A 21,644-nucleotide genomic window follows, 5' to 3' on the forward strand; every position below is an offset into this window, starting at 1 on the left:
TGTTGCTCCTTGTACAACTACATACTGACACCTATCATTGCAACAGCAGAACCTAACCCAACCAACCACACCAACGAACGTAACTTATCTACGTTGGTATAATAAAAAGCACAATATAAAACTCTCGCGACAACATGGGTGATAGCCAAAGACTCAGTCACTGCATTAACACTATTGGTGCCAAGCACTACAGCCAAAGCAACCGAAAACACAATGAGTGACTCAAAGCTATTTTGATGTGCAGCCAAAGCTCTCGCACCGAATCCGTCTAATTTTGATTGTTGAGCTCGAGGATGCCGATTGTCATATCCCCCTAGCTTATTCATTTCAATTGCGACCGGTAGTTTTGCAATATAAGGCAACAAAACAGCTATCAACGCACACGTTAATAGGGTTGTCATAGTAACTCCTTTAATTATTCATAAACGGATAAATAAGTTAGCATAACGATATGGTAATAAAAAAGTCGCCCTGTGAATTCTGTTGGAAAATATAATAAGTCGCATCGCTGCACAGTATAATTAAAGAACGCTAAAAGGCTCTGCAAGAGGTCCTCATATCTATTCATAGAAAAGGTGTGATTAACCAGTAGCCAATTAATCTCAATATTGTTAGGTTAACCTCCCCCTCTCATAATTAGAATAAAAATATGGAATGGATCGCTTTTTCTGTTTTAGCAGCCTTCTCACAAGCTTGGCGTAATGCATTACAAAGTAAACTGAGCCAACATGCATCTGTTGCCGCCGTTACCCTCTCTCGCTTTCTCTTAGCCAGCCCAATTGCTGGTATCTATCTACTGGGTTTATATTACTGGCAACCCGCTCCTAGCTTATCCCTAAGTGCACCTTTTTTAAGCTATATTGTGGCTGCAAGTGTAATACAGATTATCGCGACTGGCTTGATGGTCTTGCTATTTAAACAAAGTAACTATGCCATCGGCGCGGGCCTTGCTAAAAGTGAAGCTTTGGTAGCCGCTATTTTAGGCATGTTGTTTTTCGGCTCTACACTGTCCTATTTGGGTTGGTTTGGGGTTGCATTAGGCAGTATTGCAGTGCTGCTCCTGAGCGGTTTTAGCCTTAAAAACTTTAACCTTACAACCGCTCTTTTAGGGTTATGTTGCGGAACGGCCTTCGCCCTAACCTCTTTATGGGTTCGTGAAGCAAGTTTAATCAGCGGATTACCCTTTCCACACAGTGCAGGGTGGGTGCTTTTGTTAGTGATCGGTATACAAACCCTGATATTAGGGGCTTATTTACGCTGCAAAGAGCCACACAGCATAACAACTCTATGGCAACACCGCACCCAAGTGAGTTGGATCAGCTTAACTAGCTGTATTGGTTCCATCGGCTGGTTTAGCGCTATGAGTTTACAACATGTGGCCTATGTAAAAACCCTAGGTCAAATTGAAGTCTTTTTTACGATGGCCATTTCAGTATGGTGGCTAAAACAGCCACTTAAAACGCGCGATAGTCTAGGCCTTATTCTCATTGCGCTTGCAGCCTGCTTAGTCATGCTCACCTAGAAAAGGCCTTCACTGCGCTAAAGAGCGATAAAACAACCGTGTTACTCGCTCTTTAGGTAACCAGTTAGCATACGTTATCGCTAACGTTGAGAGGGGATCCAATTGTACCATTTGCTCTTCAGTTTTAGCGCTCTTCATTGCCTGTAATATTAAAAAACGGGCTTTTTCTATTAATGCAATATACTGTAGCAGCTGATTTTTGTTGGAAATTTGACCATGCCCTGGTATCACAACCGTTTCATCATCAATACTCAAAGATATTGCCCGCAATGCTTTGAGTAGTCCATTCACCGAACCACCATGATCAACATCTATAAATGGCAATCCCCCTAAATTAAAATATAAATCCCCCATGTGCACCACGTTAGCCCGTGTAAAAGTGACGACGGCATCTCCATCGGTATGCGCATGTGAAAAGTGCTTAACTTGCGCCAGCTCATTATTAAAGTGTAAAGCCAAGTCATGGCTAAAGCTTATTTTTGGTAAATAATGTGACTCACTGCCATGTTTTGCCAATAACCTTTTATGCACATTATCATGTGCAATAACATGACTACCTGAACGCGCAAATACTTCGTTACCGCCGGTATGGTCACCATGAAAATGCGTATTTATTACAAATTCAGGAAAGCCCGGTTTTAACGCACTGATCTGCTTTTTTATTTGTTTTGAGAGTTTTGCAAATTGGTCATCAACAATGTAAATACCATCTTCACCGAGATGGATTGCAATATTGCCACCTTGCCCAAATAGGACATAGATATTTTCGGTAACTTTGTGCGTTTTAAAATTCACTGCCATAGCATTTGTACAAAGACACGCCATAAGCAATGTCACTATTTTTATTCTGATATGGAACGTCATAGCACCCTCTATTATGTCGATTTCATCAAGTAAGATAAAGTCAGCCCTTATTAAAATAGAATAAAAAGCAAACAATATCATCTATACTTTTATCGGTTACCTTGATAAGGGCTCACTCGCTTTGCAACATCCACACAGCCAACCAGATCAGGTCGAACAAGTTAAGCTCACATTACTTAAGCGTGTTGCTTGGTATTGCTTAAGTTTGCATGCCCTTTTAGTTATACTGTTTTTTGCACTGAGTATCCCAATATTAGGACTATTAAATGTCTTGAGTGTATTAACATGGGCTCTGGGAATTTACTTGCTCAATATCCAGCACCGCTCATTAGCATTGCGTTTATTTAGCGCTGAAGTGGCCATTCACGCTATCATCGTATGCGCAATACTGGGTATGCAGCTCGGTTTCCAATATTACTTATGGACTGTATCTTGCCTACTGTTACTCGACAATAATTTGAAGCTAAAACCTGCGGTTGGGGTGTCGGTTATCATGATCACACTCTTTGCAGCTATGCATATATGGTTTGCTGATGTCACTTATAAATATGCGTACCGTGATTGGCTGCAATACGTTCACTTTGCCAATGTCTTAATATGCGGTATCCCAATGATTTTCACCATTGCATTAATTCGAGATGTCACCATGGCGCAACGGCAAACATTAACTAAACTCGCCGCTCGTGACCCACTCACGCAAATGTACAATCGACGATATGCGCAAGAACTTATCACACATGCAAAGTATCACTGCGACGAAAATCATGAAGAATTATGTATTATCATGGCTGATATTGACCATTTTAAACAAATAAATGATGATTACGGTCATGCTCAAGGGGATGAAATATTAAAGAGAGTGGCTTTGGTTATTGCCAGTCATACTCGGCCAGTCGATATCTGTGCTCGCTGGGGCGGCGAAGAATTCCTGATTGTCATGCCCAACACTGCGCAAGTAGACGCCCTCGCCCGAGTTGACAAGTTACGCTATGCCATTACACATGAGATCTTTGAACATTTTGATAGTACCGTCACAATGAGTTTTGGTTTAACCATGTGGCCCACGAAAGTCGGCTTTTACGAAGCGTTTCAACAAGCTGACAATGCGCTTTATACCAGTAAAGAGAACGGTCGAAATCAAGTCACGACCGCTTCTACTTTGTATGCAGTACCAAATATACGTTAATTCATAGGCTTTATTGTCAATGAGTGTGTCAACATACCAGGTAATAATGCCGTTGCTTTGCCTTGCGCATAATCATCAAAACCCGCCCGGTAAAAAGGTGATAATGGGTGTCCACTTTGCCCACCAGCCATGGTCATAATTGCATTACCAAGCATGCCCGGTTGTGCGATAAACCGCTGTGACGCGCCAAAGCTTGGACCTTGAACTGCAGGCATAAATGTGTCTCCAAATGCTGGCTGTATTGGCATATCTAAAAAACGACTTAAAATAGGTAATTGCTTACTAAACGGGTGCTTAATCTGTAATGCATTAACAGTGCCCCACTGCCAATTTTCTAGGTCTGGACCGAATTCATCACTGAGTTTTTGTTTGGCGTTCTCGTAAGCTTGGCGCTGTAATACTGACCAGCTATCATGATGATTCAACCAGCTATCTGGTTGTTTTTCAATAAGTTGCCAAATCGCTGGCTCAAGATAACGTTTAATGTAACGTAAACTTCCTCCCGACATCTGCATTTTCGCTTCAACTGGCGCAAACGCACTATCTATAACACTTTCTCTAAAACGTTTTACCAAAGTATAGCCAACCGACATTTCACATGCACAAGCTTGCCACTGAGCAAGGTGCTGCAAATCACGTGCATAACGCGTTTTCATGGTTTCATTTTCACTGAGTAAGTCAATCAAGTGCTGATGCCAGCGCGTAAGAAATAATGCTTTGTTATCTTGTTGAAGCTGATTGAAATCGGTTTCATTAAACTGCGATTGCGCGAGTAGTCTATCCCTTATTTGCACGGCTCTTGCCCCTAATGCATATCCGCCGTCACCGTAACGTTTGTGCTGTTGTACTGACACCACCCGAGAATTCGCAGTCCATAACTTGCCATCTTCGGGGTTGAAAAGTGCGGGACGAGTCTCCTCATTATATTGCCATTGCGACGAGTAATTTTGCGCTTCCTCTGCTGTATCCACTGGATTCGTTCTTGCTGGGATGGCCCCTGCTGGACGCCACCCCGCATTGCCTAAACTATCAACCACCAGCATATTTTGTACAGGTATGCCAACTTCAGGCGCCAATGCCAAAGCTGCTTGCACTGTTTCTAGTGATTCCATTTCGAGCAATTTTAAGTTAACAGCATATGGTTGATGAGCGACCCAACTTAACGCATAATTTTTACCATTAAACGTTTTTACTGGGCCATACTCACTCATTAATAGTGAATAACGATGGGACTGCTGATTGGGTAATTGAATATATTCCTCTTCATGCCACGTTTTATCCTGTTCCGACAGCGCAATCCAGTCTGCGGTATCTAAATACCCATTGGTAAACCCCCATGCAATGTTATCATTGGTGCCCACCACGATGGCCGGTGCACCCGGTAATGAGACCCCCGTTACTTGCACTGTTTTGCCTTGCATCATGTAGTTTAATTGTGAGCGATACCAAATCGATGGAACGGCCAAACCTAAATGCATATCATCTGACAGCATGGCCTTTCCGGTGCCGGTCAATGCGCCTGTTACGGCCCAATTGTTACTGCCATACAAATCAGTAGTACCAATTTCACCAATCAAAGCCTGAATGCCTGTGTGCTCTAAAGTGGGTATAGGTTTTTCTACTTTGGCTATCATTGAGCCATCTAACGCCGCTTGGTAATGACTAGGCTGTAGTATAAATGTTCGCATTTCTTCACCGAACATATGGTCGACATAAAGTAATGCTTTGTCTCGCTCAAAGTTGGCTGATTGCAGATCCAAATACATACTAAATATAGCAAGTATACTGTCTTCACTTTTCCAAGGTCGTGCACTTGCTCCTGTTAGCAGATACTCAAAACTGTCAAAGCCAACTTGTGCCTTACCTTCATTCACCCCCTGGGCGTAAGCACGTAATATACTTCTTTGGCGTGGTGGTAACTGGGTCACAATTTTTTCACTGCGTTTTCGCAATTGATGAAAACGCATTTTTTCATCTAAATTGATTGCGGCTTTACCAAACAGCTCACTCAGCTCCCCAGCCGCATTTCTGCGCAGTAAGTCCATTTGAAAAAATCGGTCTTGACCATGTGCAAAGCCTAATCCATAGGCGGCGTCATCTCGTGAATTTGCGGTGATCACTGCTTGACCTAAACTATCCCGTTCAATTTGAACTGGCGCTATTACAGCGCTGCTCGTTCCTGTCCCGTCGAGGGCAGGTAAACTCAAAGACAGTAGACCATATAAACTTGCTGTTGCGGCCAGTGCCAATAAAACCAAGCCAGCCGTTATTCGCTTCAACCAAGGTAGCATTGTTTAATCCTTCCCTATTAAAAATTATTTTTATCATAACCACATCTATATGAAAGTGATATGTCTACGCTATCGCAAATCATACTCGCCAATATGATTAACGACGTAAGAACTGTACAAAGTCCATTCTGTCATCGGTTTCAAATACCATTATGACTTTTATGATAATACTCACTTTTGCTCATCGATTGGCTAGACTATAGTTAAAGGATGCTCAGCAGAATAAGTTAGGTAATGCTCAATACCCAATTACATGCGCCAAGGAAAGCTCGCTCTTTAAAGCTAGGCTATTGGTTTATTTTATGTACTGTACTGTGCTTTGGTTGGTACGTAGACACTGTTAATTACAACCGATTGATTGAAGTTGAGCGCAGCCGTGCCTATGAAGAAGTGAATGTTTATCGCACCCAAATTGAAGGCGTACTAGCCGCCAATATACAACTGGTGCGGGGCTTAGCCATCGCCTTAACCAACGAAGCACAGTTAGATCAAAAACGGTTTGAATATATCGCACAACCTCTATTTCGCTCAAGCAATGTATTACGAAACCTCGGTGCGGCACCTGATATGATCCTCTCAATGACCTACCCACTAAAAGGAAACGAAAAGGCACTTGGGCTAAATTACTTAACACACCCTACTCAAAGTAAAGATGCCATCAGGGCAAGAGATAGCAAGAAAATCGTTCTTGCTGGCCCATTGACCCTTATTCAAGGGGGGGAAGCACTCATTGCTAGAGTACCCGTCTACAACCCGGATGATACTTTTTGGGGATTACTGTCAATCGTCATTGATATGAAGAAGCTTTTTAAAGCGGTTAATTTAGATATGCTAGATGCGAACTACCGCATTGCTATTCGAGGGAAAAACGGGTTAGGTGAACAAGGCGCTTTTTTCCATGGCAATGAAGACATACTCCACTTACAGCCTTTGACATTTAACATCGCCATTGCTTCTGGAAAATGGCAGCTATATGCGGTACCTCGATTTGGCTGGGAGCCTGAAGTTTCAGCCATTTGGCCTTTTCGTCTCGCATTATTAACCATTATACTTTTGTTTATATCAGCCTTTATTTTCTTTAACAAACTCATCAAGCAGCTCCATGATAATGCCCAAACGTTAACGTCTATGGGCAACCTTGCCGAGGTCGGAGCTTGGTCCGTTGATTTAAAAACCCGCAATATTACTTGGTCTGAAGTAACGAAACGCATATTCGAAGTACCCGACCATTATCAAGCAACTTGGATGAGCTCTACTGAGTTTTTTAAAGAAGGACTACATCGACGTAACTTCCAGCGAGCCATTGAACAAACCATCAAACATGGGACCAGCTTCGAGGAAGAGTTAATTATTGTAACCGCACAAGGACATGAGCGCTGGATATTAATGAAAGGCAAAGCAAACCAAAATAATCAGTGGACGGTAGAGATATTCGGCTCAGTACAAAATATTCAAACCCGTAAAAATATGGAAATAGAACATGATAAAATTGCCCGTAATAACGAGTTACTCGCTCAACTGAGTAGTCACGATGCCGTACTCAATAACCACGTCGACAATGCACAAAGTCTTGCTGTAGATGCCATTTGCCAAGGTTTGAATGCTTCCCGGGCAAGTATCTGGGTCTTTAATGAAGAAAAAACCTTACTCATACCAAGCTGCTTTAGCAATACTCGACAAGATAGCTTGCAACACTTTCCCCCTTGGCGTAAAAATCATTTACCTGAACTATTTCACAATGTACAAAGAAATCAACTTATTAGAGCTAACTTTGCCCATAGCCATGAGTGTACACTTGGGTTAAGTGAGCATTATTTAGGACCCTTTGAAGTCAATGCCTTATTTGGGTGCACCATCACATATAAAGATAACGTGATTGGTTTATTGTGCGCCGAGTATACTTTGCCAAACCCCGACTGGGGACACAGTGATGAGCGTTTTATTCGGGCTATATCAGCAATGCTTGGCAGCTTATTTGCGAGTCAAGAGCAGCAAAAAGCCAAACAACAAGCACTCATGGCAAAGGAAATCGCCGAACAGTCTGCAAAAATAAAAGCCGATTTTTTGGCGAGCATGAGTCATGAAATTCGTACTCCCATGAATGGTATTTTAGGTATGCTCGACATTGTTCTTAATTCGAACATTGATCAATCTCAACGTCATCACCTAAATTTAGCCCAAAATTCAGCGGGGTCATTACTCACCATCATTAACGATATTCTTGATTTTTCAAAAATCGAAGCTGGCAAACTCGATATTGAAGTGATTGAATGTGATTTAATCCAAATCCTCAGTGACAGTATCAGCAACTTTGCCCCCAAAGCGATTGAGCAACATACAGAGCTATTTATCGATAGCCGTAATATGCAAGTTCAGCACGCCAAAACAGACCCTCATCGACTCAAACAGGTATTAAATAACCTACTGAGCAATGCGATTAAGTTTACAGAACATGGTAAAGTCACCTTAACCTGCTACACCGAGCAACAACCCGCTTCAATGCGCTTATGGTGCAGCATTGAAGACTCTGGTGTGGGCATAAGTAAAACACAATTAGATAAAATCTTTGATTCGTTCACTCAAGCCGATCCTTCAACAACTCGCCGCTTTGGTGGTACTGGCCTAGGGCTAACAATTGCTAGGCAGCTGTGTCAATTATTGGGTGGCGCACTCAATGCCTATAGTAAATTAGGAGTCGGTAGCACGTTTACCTTTTACATCGATTTACATGAAGCGAAAGAAATAGCACCGCTCAATACGCCATGTGATGGACTCTGTATTATCGACCCGCATCAACAACACGAATTGGCTGCTCATCATTTATTAGATGCATGGCGGATCCCCAGTGAGCACTTTGAAAGTTTGCCTGCGGCGATGGCTTTACTCCAAGAAAAACGCCTAACCTCGCCTGCAATCATTATTGCCGAGTCGATTGTTAATGACGCCTCAGATTATCAACTCTCCCTGTTAAAAAAAGTCACACAACAGCCTGACTGTTGTTTTGCAGTGATCAGTAATAAGCTCAGTAGCAATGAGCGATTTAGTCATTTAGACCCTGACTTGGTCTTTCTACAACCGCTCACACCAGCCAATGCACTTAAATTATGTACACTAAGCACGACGAAAGAAGCGATACCTCCAGCTAAGTTAGGTGCTATCGATGCACGTATTCTGTTAGTAGAAGACAATAAAGTGAACCAAGTTGTCGCGCTCGCTTTACTAAAGCGACTCAATGCCAAAATTACGTGTGTTGATAATGGTCGCTTGGCAATTGAACACCTAAAACATGCCAGTCGATATGATGTCATTCTCATGGATTGCCAAATGCCTGAATTGGATGGATACCAGACAACCGGTCAAATACGCCAAGCTGTCGCTGGTCAAAGTCATCAATCGACTCCTATCATTGCTTTAACCGCCAATGCGATGCAAGGCGATAAAGAGAAGTGCCTCGCAGCTGGTATGGACGATTACCTAAGTAAACCTATTGAATTTACGGATTTAGAAAAAGCATTACGAAAATGGACGCAAGAGGTTAGTCAAACTACTGCTGATAGCGTAAAGTAAATAAAAAACAATATAGGAACAGTGGTATGAAACTCACACCCAATGAGCAAAGGATCATCGGTTGCTTACTTGAAAAGCAAACGACAACGCCCGAACACTACCCACTATCATTAAATGCGCTAACCAATGCATGTAATCAAAAATCAAATAGAGAGCCAGTGTTATCTTTAACTGAATCGGAAGTGCTTGATACCCTTACACAATTAGAAAACCAACGGGTGGTGCTTTTAGATGAAGGCCTTTCTGGTCGCGTAAACAAATACAGTCATCGCTTTTGCAATACTGAATTTAGTGATTTGCAACTCTCTGACAAACAGCGCGCTATATTATGCATCATGCTCCTTAGAGGCCCGCAAACACCCGGAGAGTTACGGACTCGCTCGGCGCGCTTAGCTGAATTCAATAACGTAAGCGACGTTGAAAACACATTAGAGGAAATGCAAAGCCAAACGCTCATTTGTAAACTAGAGCGGGAACCTGGCAAACGTGAAAGTCGTTATCAACATTTACTCGGTGACCACAAACCAACGGTCCATGAACCACATGTGAGTAAACAGCTATCTCATTCTGAATTAGAGTCATTAGTTGACGAAATATCTCAGCTACGAACCGAGCTTGCGGCAATCAAACAACATTTAGGGCTTTAATTTTAGCTCAGATAAAAACATAATAGCAATTTGCAATAATTGTTCATTGAGGAACCCCATATGCGCCAAGATATTTTGGCTGAAATGAAAGTTCAACCTACTATAGATGCTGCTTATGAAGTATCCCGTCGGGTGAACTTTATTAAACAACGTTTAGTCGACGCGCATTGTGTCACATTAGTTTTAGGTATTAGTGGCGGAGTGGACTCATCAACATGTGGGCGTCTTTGCCAACTTGCTGTTGACGAGCTTAATCAACAACAAAGTGAAATTTGTTATCAATTTATCGCTATGCGCTTGCCATATGGCGTGCAAGCCGATGAAGATGAAGCACAACTTGCACTCTCATTTATTCAACCGAGTAAACGTATCACAGTCAATATCAAACCCGCCGCTGATGCTATGCATGAGCAAGCATTATGCGCCATGAATGATGCCAATATTCCGTTACCTACCGAGTCATCAGTCGATTTTGTCAAAGGCAATGTAAAAGCACGCCAACGAATGGTCGCACAATATGAAATAGCAGGGTTAACCCAAGGGCTAGTCGTAGGGACGGATCACAGCGCCGAAAACCTCACTGGTTTTTATACTAAGTTTGGTGATGGTGCATGCGATTTGGCCCCTCTATTTGGTTTATCAAAACGCCAAGTAAGAGCACTGGCAGCACAGTTAAATGCACCAAACATGTTAGTCAATAAAGCACCCACTGCAGATCTTGAATGTGATCGCCCAGGATTAACAGATGAAGAAGCGTTAGGACTCAGTTATGATCAAATAGATGACTTCTTAGAAGGTAAAGATGTCTCAGATCACGTCAGTAATAAACTCATCAGTATTTATGTTCGCACTCAGCACAAACGCCAGCCAATCCCCACAGTTTATGATTAACGTAAAATAGCACTTGTGATGTTCCTATAATCATGCAAGCATCCCTCTTTTGCTACTTTAGCTAACAAAAGAGGGAACATGTTACGCTTTATATTCGCACTCCTTTTTGTGTCATCAACACCACTCCTGCAGGCCTCAGCACAACCAAAAAAGCCCGACCAACTAAAATTACCGATAGAAGCTTACACAAGCTTACCATTGGTTAGTCAGGTAAATTTATCTCCCAGCGGTAAGCATTTAGCCTTTGTCCAAAATTATCAAGGTACCTTGATGCTGAATATAACCGACTTAAAAACCCAAGAAGTTACTCCTGTTTTAAGGTCAGACAATAAAGAAGTGACCTTGAATTGGTACGACTGGGCCAACGACAACACGTTAATTGTTGCCGCAGGTTACACACAAAGGCAACGCCTGGTGAAATATGATTCAACGCAATTATTTAAATTTGATATTAAAGGAACCAAAAAACTAGAAAATTTATTGCCTATCCGCAATCGCAATGTGAACAATTCCGCTCAATTTCAAGATAATGTAATTAGTATGCTGCCAGATGATCCTAAGCATATTCTTGTCGCAGTTGATTTTGACACTGCTAACAGACCGACTGTTTTCAAAGTAAATGTGGATACCAAACGCAGAAAACGGATATTACGACCAAGACGCAATATCTCAGATTGGATAGCTGACGAACAAGGTCGTGTACGTATTGGTTACAAATTAATAGACACTACCATCTCATATGTCATTTATGACCATGATAAAAACAAGTTGTATGAAAAGCCACTTTATCAATTTGATGCTTTCTCAGCAGAACGTGTAACGATATTGGGCTTTGGTAAGGATGGTGACACGTTATATATAAAAGCCAACCATGAAGGAAAAAGTGCTCTATTCAAAACTAAAATAAGTCAGCCCCAAAGCCGTGGGCTTGTTTTTTCCGATCCTGATTATGATGTCGATGGCACCATTTTATACTCTCAAATAACTGGGAAAGTAAATGGTTTCTCACACTCAAATACCGATGGGAGCCGCATATATTGGGATGAAGAATATAAAAGCTTACAAACCGCTTTATCTACCGCACTGCCAAATGCACATAATGTGATCATAGATAAAAGCCAAGATGGCGATACGTATGTTTTATATTCTAGTTCAGATGCCGATCCTGGTACTTATTATCTAGGGCACCGTAAAGCACAGTCGTTATATTTATTTGCCCCTCAATATCCTGAGATACAAGGCACAACATATTTAGGCAAACAACGCCACAGTTATAAAGCCCGTGATGGGTTAACCATCGAAGGTTATCTAACATTGCCGCCAGATGCTGCCCCTCATACAGTGACATATCCAACCATTATTCTCCCTCACGGTGGGCCGATGGCGAGGGATTATGCTGATTTTGACTATTGGTCAGAGCTTTTTGCCAGCCGTGGATATGCTGTATTTCAACCTAATTTTAGAGGGTCATATGGCTATGGCTATGAGTTTGCGCAAGCTGCACTGGGAGCATGGGGAGATGCGATGCAAAATGACTTACAAGACGCAGCTCACTTCCTTATCGAACAGAAAATTGCGAATAAAGAGCAAATCTGTGTCGGTGGGGGAAGTTATGGCGGTTATGCTGCAGTGATGGCGGTGGTAAAGCACCCTGAAACCTTTAAGTGTGCAGCCAGCTTTGCAGGGGTTATGGATTTAGAATTCATTGTGTCACGTGCTCGACACTATACCAACAGAGAGGTTGTAGAAAAGCAATTTGGTAACGATGATGACAAATTAGAAAGCAATTCGCCCATCAACAATGTCGCTTCAATCAAGCGCCCTATATTATTAATTCATGGGGAAGATGATAAAGTAGTCCCCGTCGCACATAGCCGCCGCATGTACGACAAATTACTCGACGAAAACAAAGCCGTTCAATACATTGAACTTGAGTCCGGCAACCACGACCTCAGTTTTCAAGCACATCGCCATACCACCTTGAGCGCTTTTTTAGCGTTTTTCGATACTCACTTGAAAACCCAATAGTGTAAGGTGCAAAGCACTCTAAGTTGAGTACTTTGCTTAAGTGACCACACAACTGCCCAACATAAAAAACTCATGTAGCTCTCTAAATATTTTAATATGAGCTAACAAGCTACTGATCAACAAAGTAAAACAACACGCAAAAATTAAGTTATAGTTATATTATTCCTACTTTTATACGAAGGTTTTTAGCTTTAATGACTGCTCCAATATTAATTACAGGCGCCGCGCAACGCATTGGCTTAGCTCTGGTACAACATTTTATTACGACTAATCAACCTGTAATAATGACGTACCGTACACGACATAACGTCATACATGAGCTTGAGCAGCAAGGGGTTACCTGCATTCAATGTGACTTTAGCGAAACAAATGCGATCGACCAGCTGGTTTCTAAAATTCGCATGCGGCACTCCAGTTTGAAAGCGGTGATACATAATGCATCTAGTTGGGATTGTGAAGAAAAAAACCATAATTTTAATGACTTATTTGATAGCATGATGCGAATTCATACCAAAGTCCCTTATTTACTCAACCTTGCATTGAGTGACTTGCTACTTGCCCATAGTAGCGTCAGTGACATTATTCATTTAACCGATTACGTTGCAGAAACCGGTAGCGCCAAACATATCGCATACGCGGCCAGTAAAGCAGCATTAGATAATTTGAGCAAATCATTCGCAGCGAAGTTTGCTCCAAATATCAAAGTAAACTCGATTGCCCCCAGTCTTATTATTTTCAATGAACATGATTCGTCTGAATACCGAGAAAAAACCCTTAAAAAATCACTAATGGCTATTGAGCCTGGTTGTCGAGAAATCGTCAATAGCGTCGAGCTACTGCTCAATAGTAACTACATTACAGGACGTACCCTGCCAGTTGACGGCGGACGCCACCTAAAATAGATAGAGAATTTGTTATGCACGAAGAATTAAAAAACAGCTATCACCAAATCATTGAAGCCGTTGGCGAAGATAGCAATAGAGAAGGCCTATTGGACACGCCAAAACGGGCTGCCAAAGCCATGGAATATCTAACAAAAGGCTACCGAGAGACGCTCGATGACATCACAAATAACGCCGTATTCACCTCTGATGCGGATGATATGGTATTGATTCAAGATATTGAGCTTTATTCTATGTGCGAACATCATCTGTTACCTTTTGTGGGCCGTTGCCATATCGCCTATATCCCCAATGGGAAAGTGTTGGGTTTATCTAAATTTGCCCGTATTGTTGACATGTATGCGCGGCGCTTTCAAATTCAGGAACAACTCACCCACCAAATAGCAAAAGCTGTTGAAGAAGTGACGGGTGCAAAAGGAGTTGGCGTGATTGTAGAAGCAAAGCACATGTGTATGATGATGCGAGGTGTCGAAAAACAAAACTCTAAAATGCGGACTTCCGTTATGCTAGGTAACTTTCGTGAAGATCCAAAAACACGTAATGAGTTTTTACAGTTAGTCAAAAACTAAGGATTGTTTATGCAAAATGCGATCATCAATATCACCAACTTAAGATTGCGTACTTTTATTGGATTCAATCCTGAAGAACGAGAAAAAAAGCAGGATGTCGTACTCAATTTAGAGATCCACTACCCTGCGGATATCGCCTGTGTTAGTGGTGATGAAGTCGAACATGCCCTCAATTATAAAACCGTCACGAAAGCGGTCATTAATCTTGTCGAAAGTGGGCACTTTCTGCTTTTAGAAAAATTAGTGGCTGATATTCTAAGTGAATGCCATCGCCACCCAAGTGTCACTTATGCAAAAGTTCGAGTCGACAAGCCACATGCTCTGCGCTTTGCAGATTCAGTTTCTCTGACGCTAGCTTGGTCTAAATAATGTTTCTGAGCGGCTAAATCAGTCGCTCAATATTTACCACCCCCAGTAACACAAAGCCGTATCGGGCACCTTTACTTAACCCAACAATAATAACAAATACCCAGAACCGTAATTTACATAACCCGGCAATTAAAGTGAGAGGATCTCCTATAATAGGCACCCATGCCAAACATAAGCTCCACACTCCATAGCGGTTGAATAGCTGTTCAGCACGCTTTGTTTGTTCTTCAGACACCGGGAACCACGCTTTGTCTCGATAGTGCGTGATATTTTTCCCTAACCAGTAATTAATACAACTGCCAAGCACGTTACCAAATGTTGCAACGCACCAAAGTAACCAGATGCTACTGCTACCAATCGCCATTGAAGACAACACCACTTCTGATGTTCCCGGCAATAAAGTAGCTGAGCTCAATGCCGAGAAGAACAATCCAAAAAACTCTAGCACACGCACTCCTAATGTATTGTTTACGCTGCACCTATATCGAGAAAATAATACTTATAACTCAATGAAATGTAAGGTAGGGTGAGTAATGTGCGGCTGAAAAATATATCAAATACCGTACTCTTAATAAGTCACAATGGAGAATAATAATGATAAACAAGCTAAGTGCAACACTCATTAGCACTCTTTTATGCGCCAATTTATCCGGATGTAATACCGTTACGGAGCCGGTCAATGTTGATAGTAGATATGAGACATACATTCAAGTAGGGCAAGCATTTAAACATACACACTTCAATAATATTCAAGGGACGCCCATAACACTCAATCCAAACAAAAATAAGTTGGTTATTCTCTTTGCTACCTGGTGCTCTGACTCTCAAAGAACGTTAAAGGAACTTCAAGCATCTCCTTTGCTTCATGACTCATCAGTACAAATTATCGCCATTGGCCGTGAAGAAAATAGCACAACGCTGAGTAAATTTAATATCGACTATCAATTGCCTTTTGACTTAGTTGCAGATCCAGATAGAGCTATTTATAAGCAATATGCCAACAAAGGAGTCCCACGCCTAATTCTACTAGATAAACACAATAACGTCGTAAAAACCCTCATTGGTGAGCAAGCTAACATACTAGATCAAGTCATTTGGTAGTTGGCGATAATAACAGAGGTCTAAATGAGCAATGATATAGTAAATATATTAACCATGGCTAAAGTCATACAAACAGCTGTTGCACCCGTCTTTTTGATCACAGGTATTGCAGCAACGCTCGGTGTTTTATCAAATCGACTCGCCCGTATCACTGACAGGGCAAGATTACTTGACCGAAAAGTCAACTCTAGTCAAGATGACGCTTTGAAAGCATCTTTATGTACTGAGATGCGTGCCCTATTAAAACGGTCTCGCTGTATCCACATTGCTTTTAGTATGAGTGTCTTAAGTGCTCTGCTAGTGTGTGCCGTCGTGATGCTACTCTTCACTTCACACCTATATAAAATACCAGTGGGTATCACACTCTCAAGCTGTTTTATTGCGGCAATGATGTTATTGATGGGGGCATTTTTAGCGTTGCTTGCTGAAGTATTTTTAGCCACTAGAAGTATGCGTCGAGGTATGATTTTTAAAGATTTAGAATAATACAATCACCTTATTCAGCACAAAAAAAACGCCAGTCATTGACTGGCGTTTTTAATTTTAGCTATCAACTTACTTTTGTTTACGACGACGTAGCGCAGCAAACGGAGCAGCCAATAGTGCTAACCAAGCCAAAGAACCTGAAGAAGAACTTGTTGATGCTGGAAGTACTGTTGGCTCTGGAGCCGGTTGCTCAGCTTCCGTATCAACTGTATTCGTAATTGTTACTGTCACTTCAGCAGCTTCTGATGCATTACCAAATACATCAATTGCAACAACCATTAATTTCGCTGTGTTGTTACCTGCTTCGAAATCAAGCACATCAGCATTAGCAACGATTACTTCGCCGTTCATGTTTACTGTGAAAGCAGTGTGTGAAGAAGATTTCACAAAATACTCTTTAACTTCAAGGGTATTTTCTTGTGCTTCTAACTCTAACTGACCAATTACAGTATCTTTCGCTGTATTTTCTTCTACTGAAAACTCAGCTGAATTCAATTTCGGCGCTGTGAATGGATTTTCATTTTCTAATACTGCTGGTGTTACCGTTGCCATTACACCTTCGAGCTCACCAGAAGTAAGTGCAAATGCAGAATCAGCATTGATGTACGCTTTTTCACCCGGCTTAATCTCAGTAACAGCATCACCTGCTGCATTTGTGAATGTTGCAGGAGATGTTGCGAATGTGGTTGTACCCGTTAGTGTATCAGTTACATCGTATGCACCAATCTGATAGCCGTAACCTACTGACGCTTCAATCGTGATTGCATCACCTAGGTTTTTCTTCTCAAGACCGATGATGTCTGAACAACCAGAGAAAGTCACTGTGTTCGAACCCGCTGTATGATACATGCTCGTTAACAATGCCCATTGTGGTGCACCATCAACAATAGGACCACTAACTGTACGTGAGCGGCCAGGTACTGCAGCACTGCGGCCTACATCACTATACTGCGCTAATGCGTAGTCGTAAGTACCGTCGTTATCAAGGTCTAAATTCATTGCATAACCACCTGCTCGACGCAAGTGTGTTAGCTCATCGCGTAGCATGATTGAAGCAGTAAATGCCACACCAGTATCACACCCTTCAGCCGTCACAGCGTTAAATGTAGTGGCTAAAATGTTGAAATCTTTTTCAGACTTACTTACCTCAGTACCCGTTGCAACTAATTGCTCTGACATAGGGGTAATATCTTTAAAGCCATTGTTTGTTGCAACAACTTTAACCTTGCCGTTCATTAGCTCATAACCTAGCTCTAAGCCAACGTTCGCTTTCGGTAGGGCATGATAAACAATGTGTAAATCATGGTCACCTTCAGTATTTGGGTCATCAAAGACTAATGCGCCATCAAATTCAGATAAAGTCAATGCAGGGCTACGCTCAGCTAGCTCATCAGCATTAAGTGGGTTCTTCAGTTTCCACTCAGGTAACTTAGCAGGGTCAATCGTCAAGGTTACATCAAACTCAACAGTTTGACCTGCTGGTACAGTAACAGATTCAGGCATTTCCCAGCTAGCAGCCCCCGTTGCAGCATCATTTTCATAACGCGCTTCAGTGCGAAGGTTATAGGTCTTAGCTTCGTTTGAGAAGTTTTTCAATGTCACAGTTTTAGTGTATGCCGTTACTTCTGACACATTCTCAAAACCAAATGACAACGCCGCTTGGTTAGTATCAAACTCTGAGTGATAGACCCATGCCGCAACCGGTGATTTAACTGCTTTATCAACGTTCACTAAACCTGCACCAATCAAACTAATAGGTGCCAATGGTGAATCAGGGTTAATCGATGTTGCTTCAACTGTTACGTTCAGATCAGCGGTGTTCATGATGGTTGCTTTAATTTCGTATGCATTACGCTCTGGTAACGCTTCACGAACAAGTGCCACAGCACCTGCTGTCATTGGGCCTGAGAACGAAGTACCCGTTGCGCCTGCAACCTTATCTTGTGTGCCCGTTGCTGCAACTTGAATATTCACACCTGGCGCTGTGATTTCTGGTTTTAATAGACCATTCACTGAAGGACCACGTGAAGAGAAGTCTGCAACTGCACCAGCAACATTCTTCATCTCAACTTGAATCGCGTATTCTGCTGTTTCACCTGCTGCTAATTTGTCTTTTATCGCTTTACCCGCTTGGAAGTTCACACCTACAGAGAAGATAGTGACTTCTGTAGAGCTGCCACCCATTGGTGCTGGAGTACCATTGTCGGTGTTATTAGCAATCAGTACAAATGCCGCACCTTTAGCTTGTGCATTTAATACTTTAGTGACGAATGCACATGCACCACGGTCAATCAATACCGCCTTACCTGTGAAGTCCACATCGTCAGCAAATGCATCACAACCATTTTGGTTTGCATCAGGGTATACAAGCTCTGCATTCGTGTTGCTGAACGAGAACGCGTCCTGTGGACCAAAGCTTGCAGCTTGAATAACCGTCTCAGCACCTGCAACAGTACCTGATGCAATACCTTCTTCTAACGTTGGGTGTGTCATTGCACCCACTGATAGTGCATTTGGTGTCGTACTTGGACCACCGATACGGAATGGATGGTCACCGTCATTACCTGCTGAAATAACCATATTCACACCCAAATCAACAGCGCGTTGAATAAGGTATTGTGTACCACTGCCTGTGTATGTATCACCGAACTCACCACCGAGAGACATGTTGATCACATCTACACGGTCTGAAATATCGCCATCCCCATTAGGATCCATTGCTGACTCGAGTGCCGCAGCTTGTGCTGCGCTTGGACAACCACCACCACAGACAGAATAAACATATAGCTCAACGTCTGGTGCAACACCTGTCACTGAGTGAGAAACCGATGTACCATGACTTGTTGGTGAGTCTTCTTCAGTAGGAACCGCTGGATCATTCTCAATTGGATCCGCATCGTTACGCATATAATCGTAACCGCCTTTGACTTGACCTTGAGGCCATGCAACCGTTGTTGGATCTGCTTGAGCAGCTTCATACGCTTCAACTGTACCGGCAGCTTCATTGAAGATTTTGTGAGTATAATCAATACCCGTATCGAGTACAGCGACCTTTTGGCCCATACCTGTAGCCAAACCTTCAGTACGTACTGGCGTTGCTTTAATGTAGTCAGATGATTCTGCAATGTGTAGTTCAGAATCAAACATAGGTAACACACGTTCTACGCGTGCGTCTTTTTCAATCGCTGCTAGCGCTTCTTTTGACGCTTCAACAATCAGTGTAGGGGCTAAAACACGTGTTTGACCAATAACTTTCGCATTGAAGTCTAAACTGTTTAGTTCAAGCGTTAACGCTTCTTGAAGTTGTGAAATTTGCGCCATTGTTGCACGAGCATCACCCGACTGGTATGTGCCCTGTGCATATAAGCTCGCCGCTGACGTTGCTTTCAGCACGATTAAATAAGAAGTTGGCTCATTCTTTTTCGTATCTTGTGCTGTCACTTTAACAGCATCGAAATTGGCAAAATTATTTACCATATTTGCCGTGTTTGCAGAGACACCCGCTGTGAGTAATACACTACCAACCGCAGCTGCAATTGTTGATTTCTTGATTAGCTTAGACATTAAATTCCCCTAGGACTTGTTGTTAACTGTTTTAACAGCCACCATCTTTATTGTTAACCCTCACATTGGTAACTATTGCGTTTGTTGATCTTATTTGACCAATGCGAAGGAACATTAATATAGTGTGAAAGTGCCAACGTAATCAACACCGAAAATACACAAACTAAATCCCCCATTTACATATGGTCAAATAAAAACTGTAACCGATTGAAATAAATAAATATTTTTTTGTAAAAAAAAGTAAATGGCATCATCATAAAAGTGACTTATCTCATCTTTAATTGGCATATTAACCGTCATTCAAGCCAAATGACCGCATCATGCTTGCCTTTTCTACAGCATTTACGTAAAACATTAAGCCACATAACTTAGGGGCAAAACATGAAAAAACTGATTATATTAAGTGCGTTCTTATCCGCTATATCAACGAATGTAGCGGCAAACTCACTCTTTGATGAACCAGAAGATGCTATCGAATATAGAAAAGCTGCATTTCAATTAATTCGTTATCAAATTGGTGACATGGGTGACATGCTCAAGGGAAAGGTGCCTTTTGATGCAGATAAATTTGCTCAACGCGCTAATAATGCAGCAAGCCTTTCAAGCCTGCCATGGGAAGCATTTACAGCAGGATCAGATAAAGGCGATACAAGTGCATTACCGGCAATCTGGAGTGATCGAGCTAAATTTGACGCAAAAGCTAAGTCATTTGCGGAATATGCACAAGCACTCGCGGTTGCTGCACAATCGGGAGATAAAAAAACCATTGCACCTGCTTTTAAAAACTGGGCTAAAGGTTGTAAAGATTGTCATAAATCGTTTAAAGATTAGGTTTATACTACCGAGCTAAAGTATAAAACGGTGTGAACACACCGTTTTATTTGTTATCTAGCCGACGTTAAATAAAGCCATCAAAGGCTCCTGACCCCATAAATACAATACCCCTATGGAAAGCACAACAAAAATGATGTAAGCCACCTTTCCGGAACGCATAAACGGCTGGTCCGCCGATTCTGTGGTATACCCCGTCACCAATGTCTTAACCAGCTTTTTTCCTTTCATGCGGTAGAATGCAATCGCACCAATATGTATTCCAATCGCCATCAGTAACAAGTCAATGTTGTCTCGATGTAAATCATTAGCAAGCTCCACCCATGCATATGGCACATACTGTACTAACGGTCCTTCGATTAATATATCGTCACTACTCATTAACCCACTTAATAGCTGGATGAATATCAGAGTAAAAAAGACTAAGACCATCACACTTCCAGCTGGGTTGTGTCCCGTTGTCGGTTGATCTTTTAGCAACGCATTCATTACAGCCTTAGGCGAATGAAAAAGTGAAGCTAGCCGCGCAGTACTACTGCCAAAGCAACCCCATATAATACGCGTTAACATCAATGCCAACAACACATACCCCGTCACGAAGTGTAGGTCCAGCCACCCCTCATCACCACTGATATACAAGATTGCAATCCCGCACACCAATAACCAATGAAACCCTCTAACAAAGCCATCCCAAACTTTAACCATTGCGCCCCCTCAAGTCTCTATTTGGTTATTTGAATCGCTTTGAGTATGACAAACTCTTTAGAGCAACGCATCAATAGATGCGATGAAAGTCTGACCTTATCAGCTAAAGTTGCGATAGAAT

General features: G+C 42.1%; 18 protein-coding genes. 12 read left to right on the forward strand and 6 right to left on the reverse strand.

Going from position 1 to position 21,644, the window contains the following annotated elements; all coding sequences use genetic code 11:
- Positions 1–17: 17 nt before the first annotated feature.
- Positions 18–401, reverse strand: a complete 384-nt coding sequence (locus tag PAUR_RS02140; protein ID WP_192506183.1) for an MAPEG family protein — start codon at positions 399–401, stop codon at positions 18–20.
- A gap of 248 nt (positions 402–649) precedes the next feature.
- On the opposite strand from PAUR_RS02140, the gene PAUR_RS02145 reads away from it, so the two are divergent.
- Positions 650–1,522: a DMT family transporter gene (locus PAUR_RS02145; RefSeq protein WP_192506184.1), complete on the forward strand. Its 873-nt coding sequence runs from the start codon at positions 650–652 to the stop codon at positions 1,520–1,522.
- Between the two features lie 9 nt (positions 1,523–1,531).
- Here PAUR_RS02145 and PAUR_RS02150 read toward each other — a convergent pair whose 3' ends face one another.
- Entirely contained in the window at positions 1,532–2,347 is an 816-nt protein-coding gene (locus tag PAUR_RS02150) for an MBL fold metallo-hydrolase (RefSeq protein ID WP_225738269.1), read from the reverse strand.
- A gap of 160 nt (positions 2,348–2,507) precedes the next feature.
- Here PAUR_RS02150 and PAUR_RS02155 point away from each other — a divergent pair, with 160 nt between their 5' ends.
- Entirely contained in the window at positions 2,508–3,572 is a 1,065-nt protein-coding gene (locus PAUR_RS02155) for a GGDEF domain-containing protein (RefSeq protein ID WP_192506186.1), read from the forward strand.
- On the opposite strand, the gene PAUR_RS02160 is transcribed toward PAUR_RS02155, so the two are convergent.
- The gene (locus PAUR_RS02160) at positions 3,569–5,863 is read right to left on the reverse strand and encodes a penicillin acylase family protein (RefSeq protein WP_192506187.1); all 2,295 of its coding nucleotides are present in this window, start codon (positions 5,861–5,863) and stop codon (positions 3,569–3,571) included. The genes PAUR_RS02155 and PAUR_RS02160 overlap by 4 nt on opposite strands.
- A gap of 234 nt (positions 5,864–6,097) precedes the next feature.
- Between PAUR_RS02160 and PAUR_RS02165 the strand changes: the two genes are divergently transcribed.
- The 7 genes from PAUR_RS02165 (at position 6,098) to folX (ending at position 14,836) form a co-directional block, all read left to right on the forward strand.
- A complete protein-coding gene (locus PAUR_RS02165) occupies positions 6,098–9,430 on the forward strand; it encodes an ATP-binding protein (protein WP_192506188.1) in 3,333 nt (1,110 codons plus the stop codon).
- 26 nt (positions 9,431–9,456) lie between these two features.
- A complete protein-coding gene (locus tag PAUR_RS02170) occupies positions 9,457–10,077 on the forward strand; it encodes a YceH family protein (protein WP_192506189.1) in 621 nt (206 codons plus the stop codon).
- 60 nt (positions 10,078–10,137) lie between these two features.
- Positions 10,138–10,968, forward strand: coding sequence for an ammonia-dependent NAD(+) synthetase (gene nadE / locus PAUR_RS02175; protein WP_192506190.1), 831 nt, complete (start codon positions 10,138–10,140; stop codon positions 10,966–10,968).
- Between the two features lie 78 nt (positions 10,969–11,046).
- The gene (locus PAUR_RS02180) at positions 11,047–12,996 is read left to right on the forward strand and encodes an alpha/beta hydrolase family protein (RefSeq protein WP_192506191.1); all 1,950 of its coding nucleotides are present in this window, start codon (positions 11,047–11,049) and stop codon (positions 12,994–12,996) included.
- A gap of 194 nt (positions 12,997–13,190) precedes the next feature.
- Complete coding sequence (gene folM / locus PAUR_RS02185; RefSeq protein ID WP_192506192.1) at positions 13,191–13,898, forward strand: dihydromonapterin reductase; 708 nt, start codon at positions 13,191–13,193, stop codon at positions 13,896–13,898.
- Positions 13,899–13,912: 14 nt separating this feature from the next.
- Entirely contained in the window at positions 13,913–14,467 is a 555-nt protein-coding gene (folE, locus tag PAUR_RS02190; protein WP_192506193.1) for a GTP cyclohydrolase I FolE, read from the forward strand.
- A gap of 9 nt (positions 14,468–14,476) precedes the next feature.
- Positions 14,477–14,836 (forward strand): dihydroneopterin triphosphate 2'-epimerase, encoded by a 360-nt coding sequence (gene folX / locus PAUR_RS02195; protein ID WP_192506194.1) that lies wholly within the window; start codon positions 14,477–14,479, stop codon positions 14,834–14,836.
- Positions 14,837–14,849: 13 nt separating this feature from the next.
- On the opposite strand, the gene PAUR_RS02200 is transcribed toward folX, so the two are convergent.
- Entirely contained in the window at positions 14,850–15,284 is a 435-nt protein-coding gene (locus PAUR_RS02200) for a YqaA family protein (RefSeq protein WP_192506195.1), read from the reverse strand.
- A 146-nt stretch (positions 15,285–15,430) separates the two neighbouring features.
- Between PAUR_RS02200 and PAUR_RS02205 the strand changes: the two genes are divergently transcribed.
- Positions 15,431–15,937, forward strand: a complete 507-nt coding sequence (locus PAUR_RS02205; RefSeq protein WP_192506196.1) for a TlpA family protein disulfide reductase — start codon at positions 15,431–15,433, stop codon at positions 15,935–15,937.
- Between the two features lie 24 nt (positions 15,938–15,961).
- On the forward strand, positions 15,962–16,423 hold the full coding sequence (locus tag PAUR_RS02210) for a DUF2721 domain-containing protein (RefSeq protein ID WP_192506197.1): 462 nt from the start codon (positions 15,962–15,964) through the stop codon (positions 16,421–16,423).
- A 69-nt stretch (positions 16,424–16,492) separates the two neighbouring features.
- On the opposite strand, the gene PAUR_RS02215 is transcribed toward PAUR_RS02210, so the two are convergent.
- Entirely contained in the window at positions 16,493–19,987 is a 3,495-nt protein-coding gene (locus PAUR_RS02215; protein ID WP_192506198.1) for a S8 family serine peptidase, read from the reverse strand.
- Positions 19,988–20,368: 381 nt separating this feature from the next.
- Between PAUR_RS02215 and PAUR_RS02220 the strand changes: the two genes are divergently transcribed.
- Positions 20,369–20,818 carry a c-type cytochrome gene (locus PAUR_RS02220; protein WP_192506199.1) on the forward strand — a complete coding sequence of 150 codons (450 nt, stop codon included), beginning with the start codon at positions 20,369–20,371 and terminating at the stop codon, positions 20,816–20,818.
- Between the two features lie 57 nt (positions 20,819–20,875).
- Here the strand turns inward: PAUR_RS02220 and PAUR_RS02225 are convergent, their stop codons facing one another.
- Positions 20,876–21,523: a cytochrome b/b6 domain-containing protein gene (locus PAUR_RS02225; RefSeq protein ID WP_192506200.1), complete on the reverse strand. Its 648-nt coding sequence runs from the start codon at positions 21,521–21,523 to the stop codon at positions 20,876–20,878.
- Positions 21,524–21,644: the final 121 nt, after the last annotated feature.

This window comes from Pseudoalteromonas aurantia 208 (assembly GCF_014858725.1).
In the GTDB taxonomy this organism is placed as follows: domain Bacteria; phylum Pseudomonadota; class Gammaproteobacteria; order Enterobacterales; family Alteromonadaceae; genus Pseudoalteromonas; species Pseudoalteromonas aurantia.